Annotated in this window: 18 protein-coding genes; 12 read left to right on the top strand and 6 right to left on the bottom strand. The window is 58.0% G+C overall.

Annotated elements, in window-relative coordinates; genetic code table 11:
* The first annotated feature begins 44 nt into the window (after positions 1-44).
* Positions 45-920: an Hsp33 family molecular chaperone HslO gene (gene hslO, locus IT895_RS11865; RefSeq protein ID WP_085920224.1), complete on the top strand. Its 876-nt coding sequence runs from the start codon at positions 45-47 to the stop codon at positions 918-920.
* Positions 921-1,209: 289 nt separating this feature from the next.
* The gene (locus IT895_RS11860) at positions 1,210-2,766 is read left to right on the top strand and encodes a phosphoenolpyruvate carboxykinase (protein ID WP_199283561.1); all 1,557 of its coding nucleotides are present in this window, start codon (positions 1,210-1,212) and stop codon (positions 2,764-2,766) included.
* A gap of 315 nt (positions 2,767-3,081) precedes the next feature.
* Here IT895_RS11860 and IT895_RS11855 read toward each other — a convergent pair whose 3' ends face one another.
* Complete coding sequence (locus IT895_RS11855) at positions 3,082-3,318, bottom strand: hypothetical protein (protein ID WP_199283555.1); 237 nt, start codon at positions 3,316-3,318, stop codon at positions 3,082-3,084.
* Here IT895_RS11855 and ltrA (IT895_RS11850) point away from each other — a divergent pair.
* Entirely contained in the window at positions 3,317-4,705 is a 1,389-nt protein-coding gene (ltrA, locus tag IT895_RS11850; protein WP_199283554.1) for a group II intron reverse transcriptase/maturase, read from the top strand. The two genes, IT895_RS11855 and ltrA (IT895_RS11850), sit on opposite strands and share 2 nt — an antisense overlap.
* A gap of 105 nt (positions 4,706-4,810) precedes the next feature.
* On the top strand, positions 4,811-5,308 hold the full coding sequence (msrB, locus tag IT895_RS11845) for a peptide-methionine (R)-S-oxide reductase MsrB (protein ID WP_085920226.1): 498 nt from the start codon (positions 4,811-4,813) through the stop codon (positions 5,306-5,308).
* 176 nt (positions 5,309-5,484) lie between these two features.
* On the opposite strand, the gene IT895_RS11840 is transcribed toward msrB, so the two are convergent.
* Positions 5,485-6,345: a LysR substrate-binding domain-containing protein gene (locus IT895_RS11840; protein ID WP_085920252.1), complete on the bottom strand. Its 861-nt coding sequence runs from the start codon at positions 6,343-6,345 to the stop codon at positions 5,485-5,487.
* Positions 6,346-6,479: 134 nt separating this feature from the next.
* Between IT895_RS11840 and IT895_RS11835 the strand changes: the two genes are divergently transcribed.
* The 5 genes from IT895_RS11835 (at position 6,480) to rsd (ending at position 12,049) form a co-directional block, all read left to right on the top strand.
* Positions 6,480-6,746, top strand: coding sequence for a DUF1127 domain-containing protein (locus tag IT895_RS11835; protein WP_199283560.1), 267 nt, complete (start codon positions 6,480-6,482; stop codon positions 6,744-6,746).
* An 80-nt stretch (positions 6,747-6,826) separates the two neighbouring features.
* Positions 6,827-9,169: a Tex family protein gene (locus IT895_RS11830; RefSeq protein WP_199283559.1), complete on the top strand. Its 2,343-nt coding sequence runs from the start codon at positions 6,827-6,829 to the stop codon at positions 9,167-9,169.
* Positions 9,170-9,300: 131 nt separating this feature from the next.
* Entirely contained in the window at positions 9,301-10,938 is a 1,638-nt protein-coding gene (gene gshA / locus IT895_RS11825) for a glutamate--cysteine ligase (RefSeq protein ID WP_199283558.1), read from the top strand.
* Positions 10,938-11,456, top strand: a complete 519-nt coding sequence (locus IT895_RS11820) for a disulfide bond formation protein B (protein WP_199285476.1) — start codon at positions 10,938-10,940, stop codon at positions 11,454-11,456. Before gshA ends, IT895_RS11820 begins: the two co-directional genes overlap by 1 nt.
* A 104-nt stretch (positions 11,457-11,560) precedes the next feature.
* On the top strand, positions 11,561-12,049 hold the full coding sequence (rsd, locus tag IT895_RS11815; protein ID WP_085920230.1) for a sigma D regulator: 489 nt from the start codon (positions 11,561-11,563) through the stop codon (positions 12,047-12,049).
* Between the two features lie 158 nt (positions 12,050-12,207).
* Here rsd and IT895_RS11810 read toward each other — a convergent pair whose 3' ends face one another.
* Together IT895_RS11810 and IT895_RS11805 are read right to left on the bottom strand one after the other, a co-directional pair.
* Positions 12,208-15,270, bottom strand: coding sequence for an efflux RND transporter permease subunit (locus IT895_RS11810; RefSeq protein ID WP_199283557.1), 3,063 nt, complete (start codon positions 15,268-15,270; stop codon positions 12,208-12,210).
* A complete protein-coding gene (locus IT895_RS11805) occupies positions 15,254-16,375 on the bottom strand; it encodes an efflux RND transporter periplasmic adaptor subunit (protein ID WP_199283556.1) in 1,122 nt (373 codons plus the stop codon). Before IT895_RS11805 ends, IT895_RS11810 begins: the two co-directional genes overlap by 17 nt.
* Before the next feature lie 240 nt (positions 16,376-16,615).
* On the opposite strand from IT895_RS11805, the gene IT895_RS11800 reads away from it, so the two are divergent.
* Entirely contained in the window at positions 16,616-17,590 is a 975-nt protein-coding gene (locus IT895_RS11800) for a malate dehydrogenase (protein WP_085920233.1), read from the top strand.
* A gap of 310 nt (positions 17,591-17,900) precedes the next feature.
* On the opposite strand, the gene IT895_RS11795 is transcribed toward IT895_RS11800, so the two are convergent.
* Positions 17,901-18,137: a hypothetical protein gene (locus IT895_RS11795; RefSeq protein ID WP_199283555.1), complete on the bottom strand. Its 237-nt coding sequence runs from the start codon at positions 18,135-18,137 to the stop codon at positions 17,901-17,903.
* Here IT895_RS11795 and ltrA (IT895_RS11790) point away from each other — a divergent pair.
* The gene (gene ltrA, locus IT895_RS11790) at positions 18,136-19,524 is read left to right on the top strand and encodes a group II intron reverse transcriptase/maturase (protein ID WP_199283554.1); all 1,389 of its coding nucleotides are present in this window, start codon (positions 18,136-18,138) and stop codon (positions 19,522-19,524) included. The genes IT895_RS11795 and ltrA (IT895_RS11790) overlap by 2 nt on opposite strands.
* 140 nt (positions 19,525-19,664) lie before the next feature.
* On the opposite strand, the gene IT895_RS11785 is transcribed toward ltrA (IT895_RS11790), so the two are convergent.
* The gene (locus tag IT895_RS11785) at positions 19,665-20,321 is read right to left on the bottom strand and encodes an HAD family hydrolase (protein WP_199283553.1); all 657 of its coding nucleotides are present in this window, start codon (positions 20,319-20,321) and stop codon (positions 19,665-19,667) included.
* A 187-nt stretch (positions 20,322-20,508) separates the two neighbouring features.
* Between IT895_RS11785 and IT895_RS11780 the strand changes: the two genes are divergently transcribed.
* Positions 20,509-21,000, top strand: coding sequence for an RNA pyrophosphohydrolase (locus IT895_RS11780; protein WP_085920235.1), 492 nt, complete (start codon positions 20,509-20,511; stop codon positions 20,998-21,000).

The raw sequence follows: 21,000 nt of genomic DNA, 5'->3' as shown, positions 1-21,000 counted from the left end.
TCCCCGCTCGCTGGTTCCTTTTTATTTTCCCCAACGGTTTCCTTATGTCTGATCAAATCCAACGTTTCCTGTTTGACCAAACCAATGTGCGCGGCGAGATCGTGACGCTATCCAACGCCTACCATGAAGTGCTTGACCGTCATGCCTACCCACCTGCGGTCAACCAGTTGCTGGGCGAATTATTGGCCGCCGTTGCGCTGCTGACTGATACCGTGAAGCTGGACGGCACTCTTAGCATAGAGGTTCGTGGTCAGGGGGAGCTGTCGTTGTTAATGGCGGAATCCAACCCGGGTGGCGAGTTGCGGGCCATTGCCCGTATTGCCGACGGTGGCGCTTTGCCCAGTGAACACGCCAGCTTCCGTGATCTGGTCGGTGACGGGCAGATCGTGATTACCCTCGACCCCCGTGGGGGCAATCGCTATCAGGGGGTAGTTGCGCTTGACCACGATACCCTGAGTGGCTGTCTGGAGGCCTATTTCAGCCAGTCGGAGCAGTTGCCCACACGGCTATGGTTGGCCGCAGACGGTGAGCGGGCAGGGGGCTTGCTGCTGCAGCGCCTGCCGGACGCCTCGCAGAATCAGGACGTGGATGCCTGGGAACGCAGCGTTCATCTGGCCGATACCATCAAATCCGAAGAGCTGCTGGGTCTTGAGCAGCGTGAAGTGTTGTATCGGCTCTATCATGAGGAGACCGTGCGCGTCTTTGAGCCGAAAGCGCTGCGCTTTGGCTGTACCTGCTCTCGCGAGCGTATGAGTAGCGGATTGCTGACGCTGGGCGGTGTCGAGCTGCGGGATATCTTGCGCGAACAGGGTGAAATCAATACCCAGTGCCACTTTTGCCACACGAAATATCACTACACGGCAGCGGATATTGAAAGTTTATTGGATAACCCTGATGCGCCGTCACCCACTATCCATTGATTTTGTAGTCATGCCGGTCAATGGCCATGTTTCAAACGCTATTGATGGGCGCTAGTCATACCAGTCACTTGGGCGAATCGGGCAAACGAGTGTTTGAAAAAATACTGCGCCGCAACACAAAATATGGTGGCAATGTTGTAGTTTAACTACAATATATTTGGTTCAAGCCCCCGTTTTCCGGGGGCTTTCTTTTTGCCATAATGCGCCGGACTTAAGCGCCCAGCCACGTGCCGGGATGAACTTTAAGGCGTCGGTGGCGCCCGGTAATCGAGAAAATCCAGGAATCGACATGACCACGACTCAAGCCGCTCATCAAGCCCACGTTAACCTCTGTAGTGCCGAATTGATCGAGCGCGCCGTGGCGCGTGGCGAAGGCCGCCTGTCGGCAAACGGTGCTCTGGTAGTGAACACGGGTATTCGTACCGGCCGTTCGCCGAAAGACCGCTTTATTGTTGATGAACCCTCTACTCGTGACAGCATTGACTGGGGCAGCGTCAATCGGCCTTTTGATGCGGACAAGTTCTCGGCGCTTTGGTCGCGGGTTGAAGATTATCTGGGCACGCGCGAGCATTTCGTTTCCGAGTTGCACGTAGGCAGCGACGACGTTCACTACCTGCCGGTGCGGGTCCAAACGGAAACCGCCTGGCAAAACCTGTTCGGGCGTACCATGTTTGTGCGGCCTCAGGTGTTTAATCCTGCCGTCAAAGATGAGTGGACGATTCTCAACGCCGCGGATTTTGCCTGTGACCCCAGCCGCGACGGTACTTCCTCTGAAGGGTGTGTGATCATTAACTTCGCCGAGAAAAAGGTGCTTATTGCCGGTATGCGCTACGCCGGTGAAATGAAGAAGGCCATGTTCTCGGTGCAAAACTTCCTGCTGCCGGACGCCGATGTGCTGCCCATGCATTGTTCCGCCAACGTGGGTGAGGATGGCGAAACCTGCCTGTTCTTCGGCCTTTCCGGTACCGGCAAAACCACGCTTTCAGCTGATCCGGCCCGTTACCTGATCGGTGACGACGAGCACGCCTGGGGCGACGGTGTCGTGTTCAACATGGAAGGTGGCTGCTACGCCAAGTGTATCGACCTGTCAGAAAAGAACGAGCCGGTGATCTGGAACGCCATCAAGTTTGGCACCGTGTTGGAAAACGTTGTGCTGGATGACCGTCGTGAGCCGGATTACGTCGACGATAGCCTGACCCAGAATTCGCGTGCCGCTTACCCGCTGGAACACATTGAAAAGCGCGTGTCGGAAAACCTCGCAGGGGAACCCAACGCCATTGTGTTCTTGACCTGTGACATGTCCGGCGTGCTGCCGCCGGTCTCGGTACTTTCCAAGGAAGCGGCGGCGTATCACTTTCTGTCCGGTTATACCGCCAAGGTGGGGTCGACGGAAATGGGCTCTTCTGAAGGGCTGGCGGCGACGTTCTCTACCTGTTTCGGCGCCCCGTTTTTCCCGCGCCCGGCGCGCGAATACGCCGACTTGCTGATCAAACGTGTCGACAAGCAGGATGCCCAGGTTTACCTGGTGAACACAGGCTGGACGGGCGGTGCCTTTGGTGAGGGCGGTGCACGCTTTTCCATTCCAACCACTCGCGCCATTATCAGCGCTATTCAATCCGGTGTGCTGCGCGATGTGCAAACCAAGCATATTGATGGACTGAATTTGGATGTGCCCGTGGCGGTACCCGGCGTGGACTCAAGTCTGCTTGATCCACGCGATACCTGGGAAGACCGCACGGCTTATGACCGTCACCTGCAAGAGTTGGTTACCAAGTTTGTCGATAACTTCAAGAAATTTGAAGGCGTTAACCAAGCGATTGTGAATGCAGGTCCGCAGTTGACTTGATCTTGAGGCCCAGCCTGTAAGGTTTAGAACGCAAGCACCACTAAAGTGTCTGAAGGGGTAGCGCCACGGCGTTACCCCTTTTGGGTGTGCGCCAGGCATGGCGCGCAGCGCCTTAACTGGCGCTGTTCCTGGGGGTGGTGCCTCAGGATGACTTGGGGGTGAAAGTCCCCTGCACGCCCGGCAAGGGGAAGTGCTAGCCGACGGCAAGGGTGTCTCCCGCGAGGGGGAATCTGAAGGCAGCCTGAGGCAAAACGCTGGCCTGACGAATAGGAAGCGGATACGAGGCGTTATGGCGGGGTGAGGTGGCACTAATCACTAAAGCCCGATACTTGCACGGAACGTCATGACGTAAATCCGACAGGCATAAGCGGGAAGGTCGCGCGTCTTACCCTGGGAGGTCTGGTGGTCTGCCATGGTGCTACCGGCGTCGAGAGGCGACGGGATGGACCACCAGACGTCAGCAGAGGCCATAGTAAGTGCCGGTTCACTCCGGCACCAAGGGCCGAACATGAAGAACCGCGAGTAGGCGATAACGTCTCGAGGATCGATCATGAAGACAGAAACTGACGCTAACACCGTCACTCACCCAGAGGGGCAGGGGCAGTACCCTGAGCCCCAGCCGGTGAGCGTCGAGACGACCCCGGCGTCGCTATCGTGGACGAAAGCGGAGCCAACCTCGCTCATGGAACGGGTCGTTGACCCGGAGAACATGGAGCGAGCTTACCGTAAGGTGGTTGCCAACAAAGGGGCACCGGGTGTCGATGGCATGACAGTGCATCAATTAGCCAACCACCTAAAGCAATACTGGCCAACGCTGCGCGAGCGGCTGCTGGCCGACGAGTATCACCCAAGCCCAATCCGAGCGGCCACGATCCCCAAGCCTAAAGGCGGCGAGCGGCAACTCGGCATTCCTACGGTCACAGACCGACTGATCCAGCAAGCGCTGCTGCAGGTGCTCATGCCTATCTTCGACCCGATGTTCTCCGAGTCGAGTTACGGCTACCGCCCCAAACGCAACGCCAAGCAGGCCGTCTCGTCCATGAAGGCCCACGTTACCGCCGGCCACCGCTGGGTGGTCGATCTCGACCTGGAAGCCTTCTTCGACCGAGTGAACCACGACCTGCTGATGGCACGGGTGGCGCGACGCGTTGACGACAAATGCGTGCTGCGCCTGATCCGCCGCTACCTGGAGGCAGGCATATTCCAGCACGGCCTGCCCACACCGAGACGCCAAGGAGCGCCTCAAGGTGGGCCCCTCAGCCCGCTGCTGGCGAACATCCTGCTGGACGATCTGGACAAGGAGCTGGAACGCCGAGGCCACCGCTTCTGTCGCTACGCCGATGACGTTCAGGTGTACGTCAAAAGTCGACGAGCAGGCGAGCGTGTCATGGACAGCTTGAGTGAGTATCTCGAGAGTTCACTCCGGCTGACGGTCAATCGCCGCAAAAGTGCGGTGGATCGGCCGTGGAAACGCGGCTATCTAGGCTACAGTCTCACTCGGCACAATCAGCCGAAACTGACGCTAGCCAAGACCAGCCTGAAGCGTATGACGCAGCGTGTCCGGGAGATCCTGAAGCGTGGCAGGGGGCGTAACATCCAACGGGTAATCGAAGGGTTGAGGCCAGTCCTACGAGGATGGGCCAACTACTTCAGCCTCGTTGATGTAAAGCGCCCGCTGGAAGCGCTGGATCAATGGATACGCCGCCGCTTACGCGGCCTGCTCTGGCGGCAATGGAAGCGCCCAGCGACCCGGCGGCGGAAACTCCGAGGCCTAGGTCTGGACGCATACCGAGCTTGGAAATCGGCGGGTAATGGGCGAGGCCCCTGGTGGAATGCCGGGGCATCGCACATGAATCAGGCCCTGCCGAGGAAGTGCTTTTATGACCATGGCCTAATCTCGATACTCGATACGGTAGGATGGCTCAAACGTTGTTCATGAACCGCCGTGGTACGGAACCGTATGCCCGGTGGTGTGAGAGGACAGGGGAGGTAACTCCCCTTCCTACTCGATTCGCCGGTCTTTGATCGCTACAGGAGCAGACTCATGAAACGTCGTCACTTTTTAGGCCTTGCCGGTTTCACGGGACTGGCCGGGGCACTTCCCGGTGTATCGTTTGGTTTTCCAAGGCTCGATCTGGAAGCGGCGCCGGATATCGAACCACTTGAACTCAGCGAAGCGGAGTGGCGTGAACGGCTTTCCGACAAAGCTTTTGACGTACTGCGTGATCATGGCACTGAACCCGCCTTTTCAAGCCCGCTGGACGATGAATGGCGCGAGGGTGAGTACCGCTGTGCGGGCTGTGATCTATTGCTTTTTACCAGCGCCATGAAATTCGACTCCGGTACCGGCTGGCCGAGCTTCTTCGAGCATGTTGAAGGCCATTTGCTTTCGGAACTCGATTTCAAAATGGTATGGCCGCGCACTGAATACCACTGCGCCCGCTGTGGTGGCCACCAAGGTCACGTGTTTGAAGATGGCCCCGACCCTACTGGACTACGCTGGTGCAATAACGGCGTAGCGTTACGGTTTGTGGCCGCATGACGACGGTAGGCCCTAGCAGCCTGTCGGACTTAACACTGATCTACTGCGAATCCCGGTATTTTGGTCAACTTTATTCGATCGATTTCGTTAAATAGCGCGCTATTCGCCTCAATCGATCGATAAATTTGGCTCAAAATCCGTGTTTCTCGCGACGATCGGCCAAGCCCGACAGGCTGCTATAGCCTGAAGCCTTCCCCAATATGCTCGGCCAAGCTATCGATAATCGGTGATTGGGTGGATGAGGTGTGCAGCAACACGATGGAGGCTTCCGGCAATTCGGGAAAGCCTTCCTCTTTACCCAATATCTGCATCTCGGCGGTCACCAGGCTGCGCATCCAGGCAGAGACCGCCAACCCTGCCCCCACAACCGCCTGCAGCGTCGCCAAGCTTGGGCTGCTATAAGCCACGCGATAAGCCCGGCCTGAACGGTCGAGTGCATTGCAGGCATGGCGACGACAAAAGCAGGGCGCCTCAAACAGGGCAAGCGGTACCGGTGTCTGTAAATGGGTGCTGTGACTTTCGGCAGCGACCCATACGGTAGGCTCTCGTCTGAGTATTGTGCCAATCTCGTCGCCTATTTCCCGGGTCATGATGATCAGGTCCAGGCTCCCTTGCGGCTGCTGGGAAAGGACTGAAGATGGCGCGCAGTGCACATCCACATCCACTAACGGCCATGCCTGGGAAAACGTCCTGAGAATGCCAGGTAGAAAGCGCATCACATAGTCATCGGGCACGCCCAGCCTGACGCGGCCTACCATATCGGGCTGGCGGAGCAGCGTCAGCGCCTCGCCCTGCAGCGATAAAATTTTCCGCGCATAGCCGAGCAGAGTGTTGCCCTCGCTGGTCAGCACTAGCTGGCGGTTCTGGCGCACAAACAGCGGGCGCTGAATCACGTCTTCCTCCAGCCGTTTAATTTGCATGCTCACGGCCGATTGCGTGCGGTTGACGGCCGCTGCGGCTCGGGTAAAGCCGCCTTGATCCACAATGGCAACAAAGGTGCGCAGCAGCTCGTGGTCGATGGTGGGTAGTGTTGCCATTGGTATCAATCTTCTTGATGTTGTTTATAAGCACTATTCGTTGGATTGATTTTAGGCACCGTTCAATACTTCTTTCAACACTTAAATCGCCCTGCTGAGCGTATGGGTGATCTAACCAGAGAGGAGTGATTGAAATGGAATGCTCGCTATCATGCCACCAAGCCGGACAGCGCCATCAGAACGACGAATCTCAGCAGATCGAACAGCACCAGCAGATCGAAGGCAAGCCTTGCAGGGTAACCTGGCGGGAAAGGCTATATCGCTGGCGACAGCTACGTCACGAGCGCAATACATTGCGTTACTTAAGTGACGACATGTTGAAAGATATCGGTATGAGTCGTGAGGCTGTTCTGCGCGAATCCCGTCGCCCGTTCTGGGATGATCGGGGATGGCGTCGCTGATGTCTCAATTCATGCCAGTCAGAGCGGGATTGTGATACCTTGTGGGCACTAAAAAGTGCCGCATGAGTTAGTTGTCATTTATGGATGTTAATCAGCGAATTATTGCCCGCTTGGCTGACGAGCTGAGCGTTCGCCCCGAACAAGTGACGGCCACGGTAGAGCTTATTGATGGTGGCGCTACCGTGCCGTTTATCGCCCGCTATCGCAAGGAAGTCACCGGCGCGCTGGACGACAGTCAATTACGCCAGTTGGATGAACGCTTACGCTATCTGCGGGAACTGGAAGAACGTCGCACTGCGATTCTGGCCGCCATTGAGGAACAAGGTAAGCTGGACGCGACGTTAAAAGCAGCGATTGATACTGCGCAGACCAAGCAGCGTCTGGAAGATTTATACCTGCCCTTCAAGAAAAAGCGCCGCACCAAGGCGCAAATCGCCCGTGAGGCAGGCTTGGAACCGCTGGCGAATGCGTTGCTTGGCGATCCATCGCTTGATCCTGAAAGCGAGGCGGACCGCTATCTGCGGCCTGCAGAGGGCGATATTCCGGCAATTGAAGACGCCAAGGCAGCACTCGATGGGGCCAAGCAGATTCTGATGGAGCGCTTTGCCGAAGACCCCGATCTTATCGGCCAGCTTCGCGAGCGGCTCTGGCAGGAAGGAGAATTAAGCGCCCGCGTGCTGGACGGTAAGCAGCAGGAGGGTGCCAAGTTCGCCGATTATTTCGAGCATGACGAAAAACTTGCCAAGGTGCCATCGCACCGTGCGCTTGCCATGTTCCGTGGTCGTAACGAGGGCATGTTGAGCCTTGCCATTCGTCTGCCGGGCGAAGACGAAGCGCCTATTCACCCTGCCCAGGTGGCGATTGCCAAACACGTGGGCATCACCGACCAGGGCCGTGCCGCCGATAAATGGTTGGTGGAAGTTGTGCGCTGGACGTGGCGCGTCAAACTCTACACGGCGCTGGAAACCGAACTGTTGGGTCGCCTGCGCGAGACGGCGGAACAAACCGCGATTGACGTCTTTGCGGCCAACCTCAAGGACCTGTTGTTGGCCGCACCGGCGGGGCCGAAAGTCACCCTGGCGATTGACCCGGGCCTGAGAACCGGCTGCAAAGTGGCTGTCGTCGATGCCACCGGTCAGTTTGTCGACCAGGCAACGATTTACCCCCATGCACCGCAGAAACGCTGGGATGATGCGCTTGGCGTGCTCGCGAAGCTGGTCAAGCAGCACGGCGTTCAATTGATTGCCGTGGGTAACGGCACCGCCAGCCGTGAAACCGACAAGCTGGCAGGGGAGTTGCTCAAGGCGCTTGCGCCTGACCATCGGCTCAGCAAGGTCATGGTCAGCGAGGCTGGGGCCTCGGTTTACTCCGCGTCGGAATACGCTTCCAGAGAGCTCCCGGACCTGGACGTGACAGTGCGCGGCGCGGTGTCGATCGCCCGCCGTTTGCAGGACCCGCTGGCCGAGCTGGTCAAGATCGAGCCCAAGTCGATTGGGGTTGGGCAGTACCAGCACGATGTCTCGCAAATTCAGTTGTCCCGTAGCCTTGAGGCGGTCATTGAAGACTGTGTCAACGCGGTGGGCGTGGATTTGAATACCGCATCGAGTGCGCTGCTGTCCCGGGTGGCTGGGTTGAGCGCCGCCATCGCCGAGAATGTGGTTGCCCAGCGCAATGCTCAGGGTGCCTTCAAAAGCCGTCAGTCGCTTCTCGAGGTCAGCCGTCTTGGCCCCAAGACGTTTGAGCAATGCGCTGGCTTCTTGCGCATCAGTAACGCCGACAACCCGCTGGATGCCAGTGCGGTTCACCCAGAAGCCTATCCCGTGGTGGAACGCATGGCGAAGCAAAGCGGCCGGGATGTCAGAGGGTTGATTGGCGATAGCGCCACGCTCAAATCATTAAACCCTGCCGATTTTGCCGACGAACGCTTTGGCGTGCCCACGGTAAGCGACATCCTGGCTGAGCTGGATAAACCTGGCCGCGACCCAAGGCCTGAATTCAAGGCTGCCGAGTTCCGTGAAGGCGTCGAAACCCTCAATGACCTGACGCAGGGAATGGTGCTGGAAGGCACGGTCACTAACGTGACCCATTTCGGTGCCTTTGTGGATATCGGCGTTCATCAGGACGGCCTGGTCCATATCTCGGCGCTCTCTCACCGCTTCATCGACGATCCCCGCAGCGTGGTCAAGGCGGGCGATATTGTCACGGTCAAGGTCATGAGCGTGGATATTCCGCGCAAGCGGGTAGGCCTTTCCATGCGTTTGGAAGATGAGCCGGAACGCGAACCAAGTGGGGCTCGCTCCTCCGCGGACAGTGAGCCGCGCAAGCCATCGCGCAGCCAGCGGCAGGCAAAAAAGGCTAACGAAACGCCCGCAGCGGTGGGCGCGTTGGGCGCTGCATTGCTTAAAGCCAAACAGGACAAATAGTCGCGCGTCTTGAAAGTTGAACGGCTGCCGCCATATCCTGCTGTTTATTCTCGATGGGTAGACGCTGGCAATGCCACCTGATTCCACCAAGGCCTGCGCGTGCGCGGGCTTACTGACAAGGAGTGTTCACCTTGCCTGAACCACTCACTGTGCCATCTTCACTAACGGCCACGATTGACCGCTTGCTACCCAGCGCCCGGTTGGGTCGCCTCGGTCGTCTTCGCCGCGGACTCGAAAAAGAAGGGCTGCGGGTCGATGCGCAGGGGCATATTGCGCAAACGTCGCACCCTTATGCATTGGGCTCGAAACTGACCCATCCGCATATCACCACCGACTATTCGGAGTCGTTGATCGAGTACATCACGCCGGTGTATTCAGAGCCAGGCGAAGCATTGGCGTTCCTTTCTGACCTGCATACCTTCACCTATCAGCATCTGTCGGATGAGTGGATATGGCCCGGCAGTATGCCATCGCGTCTGTCGGGTAATGACAGTGTACCGATCGCCGATTACGGCCACTCAAATGTCGGTACCATGAAACACGTATATCGCAAAGGTCTTGACGTTCGCTATGGGCGGATCATGCAGGCTATCGCCGGGGTGCATTACAACATGTCGCTGCCCGACGATATGTGGCAGGCGCTGCGTGAGCTGGAACAGGCGACCAATGTGCCCTTCAACGATTATCGCTCAACCCGCTATTTCAGTATGATCCGGCATTTCCGACGCCATAGCTGGCTGCTGTTGTATCTATTCGGCGCTTCGCCTGCCGTGGACAAGAGCTTCCTGCCCGACGGCAAGGTGCCAGACAAGCTTAAACCACTGAGCGACGATACCTACTATGCCCCTTACGCGACCACGCTGCGCATGTCGGACCTGGGTTACCAGAACAAGGTGCAGTCGCAGTTGAAAATCTGCTTCAACTCGCTTTCCAATTACGTCAATACCCTGCGGCACGCGATTTCCTCGCCCTGGCCGGACTATCAAGAAATGGGGGTAAAGGTGGGCGACGAGTGGCAGCAGCTCAATGCCAATATTCTGCAGATCGAAAACGAGTACTACAGCGATATTCGCCCCAAGCGGGTCGCCAAGCATAATGAAACGCCCAGCCAGGCGCTTGAAGCCCGTGGTGTCGAGTACATCGAAGTACGCTGTCTGGATCTAAATCCCTTTGATCCACTGGGCATTGACGAAACACAAATGCGCTTTGTCGATACCTTCTTGATGTGGTGTCTGCTGAGCGAGAGCCCATGGATTTCGGACGAAGAATGCGATCGGCTCGATGACAATCGCCGTTTTGTGGTGGAAAGAGGGCGCGACCCGGCATTGACGCTGGTGCGTGATGGTGAATCGACCACAGTGGCCGCATGGGGTGAGCAGATATTCGCCGAGATGGCAGAGGTGGCGCGACTGCTGGATGCGGTTGAGGAGGGCACACCGCATGCGAAGTCATTAGAGGCGTTGGCGCCGCGCCTCAAGGATCCTTCGTTGACGCCGTCGGCGCAGTTGCTTGCGCAATTGCAAGCCGGTAATGGGTCACTCAGTGATACGTTATTAAGTCTTGCCCAAGCCCAGGCTGCTGAGTTAAAAGCCAAGCCCATGCTGCGCTCACGCGAGGCGCTCTTGGCCCAGCTGATTGATACCTCCCATCAGCAACAGCACGATATTGAAGTCGATGACAAAGTGAGCTTCGATGACTTTTTACGTGACTATTTTGCCCATGCACGGGAATCTCGCGCGCTATCTTCACTGACAGCGGAGAAGAAATGATGAAGACGCCGTCCATACGTTCAGCGGCGCTGTTGGGCGTCGTTTTTTGTATTGTCATGATGGCGGTGGCGTTGGGGCTTGAGCATATCGGTGGCTTTGAGCCCTGCCCGCTATGCGTTTTTCAGCGCGTTGCGGTGATCGCAACCGGTTTGGTGTTGCTGATAGCCGCGATACACAATCCGGCGAGCCGGGGTGGCAAGGTGGTCTACGGCGTTTTCGGCTTGCTGACCGCTGGGATAGGGGCTTTCATTGCCGGTCGCCATGTCTGGCTTCAGTCGCTGCCCGCTGATGAAGTGCCTACCTGCGGTCCAGGCCTGGATTACATGATCGATGTTCTGCCTATGCAGGAGGTGGTCGCCATGGTCCTGACAGGCTCTGGCGAGTGCGCCGATATCGACTTTAGCTTATTGGGGCTATCGCTGCCGGCGTGGACACTGATCGGTTTTGCGGTGCTGTTGCTCATACCGTTGCGTATGATTGTACTGGCACGCCAGCGTGCCATGCTCTTCAGTCAGTAGGCTTAATCATGGTATGAGGGAAACCATCCTGATGAGGATTGACAGCGCAGAGTGGAAAAGCGAGTCTAGCCTTGTTAACGGCGGCGACAAGCAAGGAGAGCCCCATGCTCGAAGATTGTAAAAATGCCCAGGAGCGCTGGGGTGGCGTGCACAGTCTGATTGATCGTTGGCTGCAGCAGCGCCGCGACTTACTAATCAGCTTTATCGAGCTGAAAGAGGCCTGTGACACAGAACTCGAAAGTGTCAGCAAGGCACGCATTGATCATTTCAGTGAATTGCTGATGGATTACATCAGCGCGGGGCATTTCGAGATTTACCCGCAGTTGGCTGAAGAAGCGCGCGCTTTCAACGATGAGAGTGCGCTTGATATCGCAGACAAACTGCTTGAGCGGTTGGATATGTCGACGGAAATGGTGTTGTCGTTTGACACCGACTTTTCTTGCACCTCCAGTTGCGAGCAGAACATCGCCCGTCTGCCAGCATGGATTGACCGCCTGGCGCGCGGGTTGACCGAACGCTTTGCCCTGGAAGACCAGCTGATTGCCCGTCTGCACGCCGCCCACAGCCCTGAAACCTCCAATGCCCCCGCCTGATGATCATTGATCGTGCCGCCGTCGTTTAACGCTTTTAGATGGCCTTATCGCCCGACAAGTCGGGCTCCTACGGGGCTATGTGCCCGTATTGGGTTTGTAGGAGTGCAATTCATTGCGCGATCAGGAACCATCAAGGCGCCGAGCTTGATTGCTGGGTGTCAGCGCCATCTCCCCCCAATCACTAACATGCAGGGCGTCAGCAGCAAGGTGAGAGCGGTGGCAAAGGTGAGCCCACCGGCTATGGCGCTGGACATCTGCGTCCACCACTGGGCGGAAGGGGCGTTAAAGCCGAGCGCCGGTGTGAATAAGTCCACATTGATCCCGAGGACCATCGGCATGAGTCCGAGTACTGTGGTGATCGCCGTTAACAGCACCGGGCGAAGGCGCAAGCAGCCTGCTTCCAGGGCAGCTTCGACGGGCGTCATGCCTTGGTCGCGTAGTTCGTTGTAGGTGTCGATCAAAACGATATTGTTATTGACCACGATGCCCGCCAGGGCAATCACCCCCATTCCCACCATGACAATGCCGAAAGCCTGGCCGGTAATCAGCAAGCCCATCAACACACCCGCGGTGGAGAACATAATGGCCGAAAGCACCAGGCCCGCCTGATAAAAGCTATTGAACTGGGTCACCAGAATCAGCGCCATCAAACCGATAGCAATCAGGAAAGCGCTGGCCAGGAACTGCATTGATTCCTGCTGATCCTCCTGCTCACCGGCCACATTCACCATCAAACCGTCGGGTAGACTATCGTTGCCGGCTTCTAACAGGGCGTTCAGACGCTCGTCAGCCAGATAGCCAGGGGCAAGGTCGGCATCGATGGTGATTGCCCGGCGGCCGTCAATGCGGTTCAGTGTGCCGACTTTAGGGGCCGGTTCCAGGGTCACGAAATGCGAGATGGGTACCTGCCCCCGCTGAGTATTGATGGTCAAGCGCTCAAGCTGATTCAGCGAGCGCCAGTTTTGCGGTAGCCGTACGCGGATATCCACTTCATCGTTCACCTCGGGCGGACGATAGCTTGCTACCTGAAGGCCGGTGGTGAGCAACTGCACCGCGCTCCCAATGGTTGTCACGTCGGTGCCCATACGCGCCGCAGCTTCCCGATCCACGTTCACCCGCCACTCCACACCGGGCAGGCTGCGGTTATCCTGAATATCGGTAAAGCCGCCCAGCTCGCGCATTAACTGGGTCAGTTGGTCAACGCCGGCATCGGCAACATCAGGATTCGTGGCGCTCACTTCGAGCACAATGGGTTTGCCGCCGCCTGGGCCCATTTCCTGTTCCTGAAACTCCAGCGTAATGCCGGGGATATCCCCGGCGCGCTTGGCCATATCGTCCAGAATGGCCTGGGCAGGGCGGCGCTCATGCCAGTCGATAAACTGGAACTGCAGCATGCCGATGACGTCATTGCCCATCTGCTCGTTGGGCACTGCGAAGGAGCGCGCATAAAGCGCACGTACTTCGCTCATGCCGGATAGCTTGGCTTCTACCCGCTGCACGATGGCGTCGGTCTCCTGCGCAGAGAAATCCCCCCGGGCACGCACCAGCACCTGGGCGCTGTCCGGCTCCACATTGGGAAAGAAGTCGACGCCGTGGTTGAAGCGCGCATAGCCGGTATACAGCAGCGCCATTAACAACAGGGCGATCAACAGCACCCAAGCGGGATGCTTGAGCAGCCTGGCCAGCAGGTGACGATAGCCGCGACCAAAGGACGTCGTCGCCTCTTCAGGGGGCGCACTATTCGACGCTGCCGCGGTACGTGTAAACAAACGGCCTAGCGCCGGCAAGAATACCAGCGCCATGGCCAGCGACGCTAAAAGGCACAAGATCACCGTGGCGGGCAGGTACTTCATGAACTGGCCGACCACGCCGGGCCAGAACAGCAGGGGAATAAACACCGCGAGCGTGGTGGCTGTGGAGGCAATGACCGGCCAGCTCATCCGCGAAGCGGCGTTAAGCCATGCCTGGTGAGGGGCTTGGCCATCGCGCAGGTGGCGGTCGGCAAGCTCGCTGACAACGATCGCCCCATCCACCAGCATGCCGGCTACCAGAATCAGCGCGAACAGCACCACGATATTGAGCGTAAAGCCGCATGCCCAAACCAGCAGGATGCCGGTCAAAAAAGCGCCGGGTATGGTAAGCCCGACCAGCAAGGCCATACGCCACCCCATTGCTGCTACCACCACAATCAGTACCAGCACCACGGCGGTGAGCACGTTGTTCAAGAGCTCTGAGAGCATATTCTCAACGGTGGTCGACTCATCCAGAATGGTGGTGAAGCGCAACTGGTCGGGGAGCAGGTCATCGGCTTGGGCTAACCTTTCACGCACAGCGCCAATGGTAGCGATAATATTGGCCCCGGCACGTTTGGAAATTTCCAGTACGACCGCAGGTTGGCCGTCAATTCGGGCAAAGCCTTCGGGGTCTTTGTAGGTCGGGTTGATCCAGGCCACATCGCCAAAGGTGACCACACGGTCCTCATCGACCTTGACCGGCATATTCATGACATCGTCAAGGGACTCGATGATACCGGGGACTTTTAACGCCAGGCGCCCCGCGCCGGTATCCAGGCTGCCCGCTGCCACCAGGCGATTATTGCGCGATACCTGATTGAACAGCGTATCAAAATCAACCCCGTAGCTCTCCAGCACCAGTGGATCGACGACGATTTCCAGCAGGTCTTCCCGCTCACCGGCAATATCGACTTCCAGCACATCGGCAATGCCTTCGATCTCTTCCTGTAGGCGCCGGGCTACGGTCATGCGTTCGCGGGTGTCCAGCTGCCCAGAAAGACCAATGGTCAATACCGGGAACTCCGATACATTGACCTCCATGACCCGAGGCTCATCGGCCTCGTCAGGTAGTTCGCTACGGGCAATATCCACTCGGTCGCGGACATCTGTCAGCGCAGTGTCAGGGTCAAAGCCAGGGTCGAATTCCAGCGTGATCGAGCCATGCCCCTCGCTGGATTGGGCTGTAAATTTACGCAGCCCCTCAATACCGCGCAGTTCCTGCTCCATGGGGCGAATCAGCAGCCGCTCGCCGTCCTCGGGGCTAACGCCCTCCAGCGACAGCGAGACGTAGATCATCGGAATGGTGACGTCGGGGTTGGCTTCCTTGGGGATCACCTGCCAGGCCGTCATACCTGCCAGTAGCAAACTGACTAACAGCAGTAGTGTTGTACGGCTGTGGGCTAGCGCGGCATCAATCAACTGGCGCATGAACGCTATCCTGGCCAGTTAACGGTTGTGAAATCGTGGCTTCTTCCATTATTACCGGGGTGACCGTTTCGCCAACGTCCGCCATACCTGCGCCCAATGTCACCAAGCGTAGCGGGTCGGGCAGGCCGGTCACGTAGGCGCGCTGGGTATCGGCACTGACCAGTTCCACGGCGGTCTGCTGCACCTGGTTGTTGTCATCCAGGTGCTTGACCGCCAGTTGCCCTTCGCTATTCAGGCTGAGCAGCGCAGGGGATAGGGTATGCACCTGGCGAGGCGGCAGGGTGATAGTCAGCTCGGCGCTGCCGCCTGCAAGGCGTTTACCGGCTGGGTTATCAAGCGTGGCTTCGACATAGAAAGTGCGTGTGGCTTCTTCTGCACGGTGGCTGATAAAGGTCAGCTCGCCCTCCAGGTGGTCGCCGTTCAGCAGTCGAGCGGTGACCGGCAGGCCCACGCTCAAATCGCCCACCTGTTGCTGTGACACCCAGGCAACGCCTTTCAAGCGGCGATCATCAACCAGTTGGCCCCACTCTTCGCCGGGCTGGAGTAAATCACCTAGCTCTACCTGTACACGGTTAAGCACGCCGTCAAAAGGCGCGGTGGGACGGCTGTCATCCAACTGCTTCTGCAACTGGGCCACCGAGGCGGCGCTGGCGCTAAGCGCGCTCTGAAGGCGTAATAGTTCGGGCTGGGAGATCAGTTCCCGCTCACGCAGGTTGCGGGCACCAGCATATTCCGCCTCGGCGACGGCCAGCTCGTCTCGGGCCTGTTGCAGTTGCTCGGGCAATGCGTCGTTATCCAGTACTAACAGTGTATCGCCCGACTCAACGCGGCTACCCTGGGTCACCGGCTTCTCGGCCACAAAGCCCGCTATATTGGCACGCAGTGTGGTTTCGCGCTCAGCTGTCAATTGGCCTTGGGTAACCTGCTGCGGGATAAAGACGATGCTTTGTTGCTCAACTACCTCGACCCTCGGGCCTTCAGTCTGGCGATCAGGGGCATCCGGGGGGGTGCTTTGAAAGCCCTGGAAGTTACCCAAGGCGAGCCATATCACCAGCGCCAGCACGAGCAGGCTGGCGAGTGCGTAGGAGAACGGGATTCTTCGCATGGGGCGTCCATGTCCTTGGCAACACGAGAAAAGCAACTGTTGAACGTTGACACCATAGCGCAACTGAACCTGTTCGGCGAGTCGCAAACGGCTGTGTCGATAGCAAGCATGCCAAATGGGTACTAGTCGCATGTCTGATTGAGTTTTTGCCTAACTGGGCATACCATCTTTGCGTCTTGAGTTCTGTCGACCCACCCTCAGGCGAGAACCATCCCTAGGCGAACCCATCAAGGAGCAATGATGAAAGATCCAGTACGTATTGCGATTACCGGCGGTGCCGGTCAGATTAGCTACTCTCTTATTTTCCGCATCGCCGCCGGCGACATGCTGGGGCCGGATCAGCCTGTCATTCTCCAGCTGCTGGAAATTCCCCCGGCAATGGATGCACTGACGGGCGTGGTGATGGAAGTCAACGACTGCGCCTTCCCGCTCGTTCAGGATGTCGTCGCCACCGACGACCCTAATGTCGCGTTCAAAGACGCTGACTTCGCCCTGTTGGTGGGTGCACGTCCGCGTGGCCCTGGCATGGAACGTAAGGACCTGCTGGAAGCCAACGCAGCGATCTTCTCTGTTCAAGGCAAGGCGCTTAACGACCACGCCAGCCGTGACGTGAAAGTACTGGTTGTCGGTAATCCGGCCAACACCAACGCGCTGATTGCTTCCTGCAACGCGCCGGACCTGGATGCGGGTCAGTTTACGGCCATGACGCGTCTGGATCATAACCGCGCCCTGACGCAACTGGCACAGAAAACCGGCAAGCACGTCACTGACGTTGAAGACTTGATCATCTGGGGCAATCACAGCGCGACTCAGTACCCGGATCTGGCTCAGTGCAAAGTCGACGGCAAGGCAGCGTTCGATCTGGTTGAGCGCGACTGGTACGAAAACGACTTTATCCCCACCGTGCAGCAACGCGGTGCGGCGATCATCAAAGCACGTGGCGCCTCTTCTGCTGCCTCTGCTGCTTCTTCTGCCATCGACCATATGCACGATTGGGCGCTGGGTTCCAAGGGCATCGTCAGCATGGCGATTCCGTCTGACGGCAGCTACGGCATCGACGAAGGCATCATCTACTCCTACCCGGTACGTTGCCAGGGTGGCAAGTATGAAATCGTTCAAGGCTTCGAGATTGACGAGTTCAGCCAAGAGAAGATGAAGGCTACCGAGACAGAACTGCGCGAAGAACGTGCGGCCGTCGAGCACCTGCTCGGCTGAGCGGAGAAAAGCAAGAAATTAGAAGTAAGCAATAAGATGTAAGAGAGCCCCACAGGCTGTGACCTGTGGGGCTTTTTTGGTGTGCGCCAGGCATGGCGCGCAGCGCCTTAACTGGCGCTGTTCCTGGGGGTGGTGCCTCAGGATGACTTGGGGGTGAAAGTCCCCTGCACGCCCGGCAAGGGGAAGTGCTAGCCGACGGCAAGGGTGTCTCCCGCGAGGGGGAATCTGAAGGCAGCCTGAGGCAAAACGCTGGCCTGACGAATAGGAAGCGGATACGAGGCGTTATGGCGGGGTGAGGTGGCACTAATCACTAAAGCCCGATACTTGCACGGAACGTCATGACGTAAATCCGACAGGCATAAGCGGGAAGGTCGCGCGTCTTACCCTGGGAGGTCTGGTGGTCTGCCATGGTGCTACCGGCGTCGAGAGGCGACGGGATGGACCACCAGACGTCAGCAGAGGCCATAGTAAGTGCCGGTTCACTCCGGCACCAAGGGCCGAACATGAAGAACCGCGAGTAGGCGATAACGTCTCGAGGATCGATCATGAAGACAGAAACTGACGCTAACACCGTCACTCACCCAGAGGGGCAGGGGCAGTACCCTGAGCCCCAGCCGGTGAGCGTCGAGACGACCCCGGCGTCGCTATCGTGGACGAAAGCGGAGCCAACCTCGCTCATGGAACGGGTCGTTGACCCGGAGAACATGGAGCGAGCTTACCGTAAGGTGGTTGCCAACAAAGGGGCACCGGGTGTCGATGGCATGACAGTGCATCAATTAGCCAACCACCTAAAGCAATACTGGCCAACGCTGCGCGAGCGGCTGCTGGCCGACGAGTATCACCCAAGCCCAATCCGAGCGGCCACGATCCCCAAGCCTAAAGGCGGCGAGCGGCAACTCGGCATTCCTACGGTCACAGACCGACTGATCCAGCAAGCGCTGCTGCAGGTGCTCATGCCTATCTTCGACCCGATGTTCTCCGAGTCGAGTTACGGCTACCGCCCCAAACGCAACGCCAAGCAGGCCGTCTCGTCCATGAAGGCCCACGTTACCGCCGGCCACCGCTGGGTGGTCGATCTCGACCTGGAAGCCTTCTTCGACCGAGTGAACCACGACCTGCTGATGGCACGGGTGGCGCGACGCGTTGACGACAAATGCGTGCTGCGCCTGATCCGCCGCTACCTGGAGGCAGGCATATTCCAGCACGGCCTGCCCACACCGAGACGCCAAGGAGCGCCTCAAGGTGGGCCCCTCAGCCCGCTGCTGGCGAACATCCTGCTGGACGATCTGGACAAGGAGCTGGAACGCCGAGGCCACCGCTTCTGTCGCTACGCCGATGACGTTCAGGTGTACGTCAAAAGTCGACGAGCAGGCGAGCGTGTCATGGACAGCTTGAGTGAGTATCTCGAGAGTTCACTCCGGCTGACGGTCAATCGCCGCAAAAGTGCGGTGGATCGGCCGTGGAAACGCGGCTATCTAGGCTACAGTCTCACTCGGCACAATCAGCCGAAACTGACGCTAGCCAAGACCAGCCTGAAGCGTATGACGCAGCGTGTCCGGGAGATCCTGAAGCGTGGCAGGGGGCGTAACATCCAACGGGTAATCGAAGGGTTGAGGCCAGTCCTACGAGGATGGGCCAACTACTTCAGCCTCGTTGATGTAAAGCGCCCGCTGGAAGCGCTGGATCAATGGATACGCCGCCGCTTACGCGGCCTGCTCTGGCGGCAATGGAAGCGCCCAGCGACCCGGCGGCGGAAACTCCGAGGCCTAGGTCTGGACGCATACCGAGCTTGGAAATCGGCGGGTAATGGGCGAGGCCCCTGGTGGAATGCCGGGGCATCGCACATGAATCAGGCCCTGCCGAGGAAGTGCTTTTATGACCATGGCCTAATCTCGATACTCGATACGGTAGGATGGCTCAAACGTTGTTCATGAACCGCCGTGGTACGGAACCGTATGCCCGGTGGTGTGAGAGGACAGGGGAGGTAACTCCCCTTCCTACTCGATTGATATCTTGAGCTATCCTGGCTCTCTTTCAGGCACAAAGCGGCGCTTTTCAAGCTTCCAACTGGTTATCAGTCCCGTAAACTCATGATCCGCCATTGGCGCTCTTCGGCGATCTGGCGAAGGGTATCGTCAGGGTCGACGGCCACCGGGTTTTCGACTTTCTCCAGTAGCGGCAGGTCATTGTGGGAATCGCTGTAGAACCATGCGTCGTCCATGGTCATTTGCTGTTCTTCCAGCCATTGTTCCAGGCGGATGACCTTGCCTTCACGGTAGCTGGGTACACCCTTCACACGGCCGGTGTAGTGGCCGTCGATGCATTCGGGTTCAACAGCAATCAGGTGCTCAATGCCCAGGCGCTCGGCAATCGGCCCGGTAATGAAGCGATTGGTAGCGGTAATAATCAGTAGCGTATCGCCCATGGTGCGGTGGCGGGCCAGCAATTCCTCAGCTTTCGGCAGGATATGTGGCTCGACCTTGCTGGCCATGAACTGCTGATGCCAAGCGGCAAGCTGCTCTGGCGTGTTGTCGGCAAGCGGCTTTAGCGCGACAGCCAGAAAGTCGGCCATGTCGAGCGTGCCCGCTTGGTAATCGGCCATAAACCGGTCATTGGCTTCCCGGTAGGCAACGGGATCTACCGCCCCCTGCTCAAGCAGGAACTCCCCCCAGGCATGATCGCTATCGATTGATAGCAAGGTATTATCCAAGTCGAAAATGGCCAGACTCACGGCGCTCCCCTTATGCTTGATGATGGTCGTTTGCAGCCAGACGTGAAGCGCCGGATTATCGCAGAGTCGCCGATGCTTTGACACCGACGCGCCGCGCTGCGTTGGTAACTTGGCGCTATATTGTATTGATACGCTTGTTGTCCTTGTGGAAAAATGGTCACAACTGAAAATTTATAAGGTGATGTCCGTGATCGACGCTGACGGCTTTCGCCCCAATGTTGGCATTATTATCGCCAACCGCCAGGGGCAGCTGCTATGGGCGCGTCGTGTAGGACAGAATGCGTGGCAGTTCCCCCAGGGAGGCATCAAATCAAGCGAGACGCCGCAAGAAGCTCTTTTCCGTGAGCTTCACGAAGAAATTGGCCTGACGGCCAATGACGTTGATATTGTCGCCTGCACCCGGGGCTGGCTGCGCTACCGTCTGCCACGACGCATGATTCGCACACATTCGCGGCCAGTTTGTATTGGCCAGAAGCAGAAGTGGTTTTTACTCCAGATCCGCTGCGAGGACAGTCGTATCTGCATGACGGCGACACCCAAGCCCGAATTTGATGGGTGGCGATGGGTTAGCTACTGGTACCCTCTTGGTCAGGTTGTGCCGTTCAAGCGTGAAGTGTATCGCCGTGCGCTCCGCGAGCTGTCGCCCCGTGTTCAACGATTGGCATTAATTGATGAGTAA

The sequence above is a fragment of the Halomonas sp. A40-4 genome, from assembly GCF_015767635.1.
Classification (GTDB): domain Bacteria; phylum Pseudomonadota; class Gammaproteobacteria; order Pseudomonadales; family Halomonadaceae; genus Vreelandella; species Vreelandella janggokensis.
This window is presented reverse-complemented; position numbering and strand designations above follow the sequence as displayed.

Coding starts and splice junctions, on each gene's coding strand:
- hslO (WP_085920224.1), top strand. CDS start 45: ATGTCTGATCAAATCCAACGTTTCCTGTTTGACCAAACCAATGTGCGC.
- IT895_RS11860 (WP_199283561.1), top strand. CDS start 1,210: ATGACCACGACTCAAGCCGCTCATCAAGCCCACGTTAACCTCTGTAGT.
- ltrA (WP_199283554.1), top strand. CDS start 3,317: ATGAAGACAGAAACTGACGCTAACACCGTCACTCACCCAGAGGGGCAG.
- IT895_RS11855 (WP_199283555.1), bottom strand. CDS start 3,318: ATGATCGATCCTCGAGACGTTATCGCCTACTCGCGGTTCTTCATGTTC.
- msrB (WP_085920226.1), top strand. CDS start 4,811: ATGAAACGTCGTCACTTTTTAGGCCTTGCCGGTTTCACGGGACTGGCC.
- IT895_RS11840 (WP_085920252.1), bottom strand. CDS start 6,345: ATGGCAACACTACCCACCATCGACCACGAGCTGCTGCGCACCTTTGTT.
- IT895_RS11835 (WP_199283560.1), top strand. CDS start 6,480: ATGGAATGCTCGCTATCATGCCACCAAGCCGGACAGCGCCATCAGAAC.
- IT895_RS11830 (WP_199283559.1), top strand. CDS start 6,827: ATGGATGTTAATCAGCGAATTATTGCCCGCTTGGCTGACGAGCTGAGC.
- IT895_RS11820 (WP_199285476.1), top strand. CDS start 10,938: ATGAAGACGCCGTCCATACGTTCAGCGGCGCTGTTGGGCGTCGTTTTT.
- rsd (WP_085920230.1), top strand. CDS start 11,561: ATGCTCGAAGATTGTAAAAATGCCCAGGAGCGCTGGGGTGGCGTGCAC.
- IT895_RS11810 (WP_199283557.1), bottom strand. CDS start 15,270: ATGCGCCAGTTGATTGATGCCGCGCTAGCCCACAGCCGTACAACACTA.
- IT895_RS11805 (WP_199283556.1), bottom strand. CDS start 16,375: ATGCGAAGAATCCCGTTCTCCTACGCACTCGCCAGCCTGCTCGTGCTG.
- IT895_RS11800 (WP_085920233.1), top strand. CDS start 16,616: ATGAAAGATCCAGTACGTATTGCGATTACCGGCGGTGCCGGTCAGATT.
- ltrA (WP_199283554.1), top strand. CDS start 18,136: ATGAAGACAGAAACTGACGCTAACACCGTCACTCACCCAGAGGGGCAG.
- IT895_RS11795 (WP_199283555.1), bottom strand. CDS start 18,137: ATGATCGATCCTCGAGACGTTATCGCCTACTCGCGGTTCTTCATGTTC.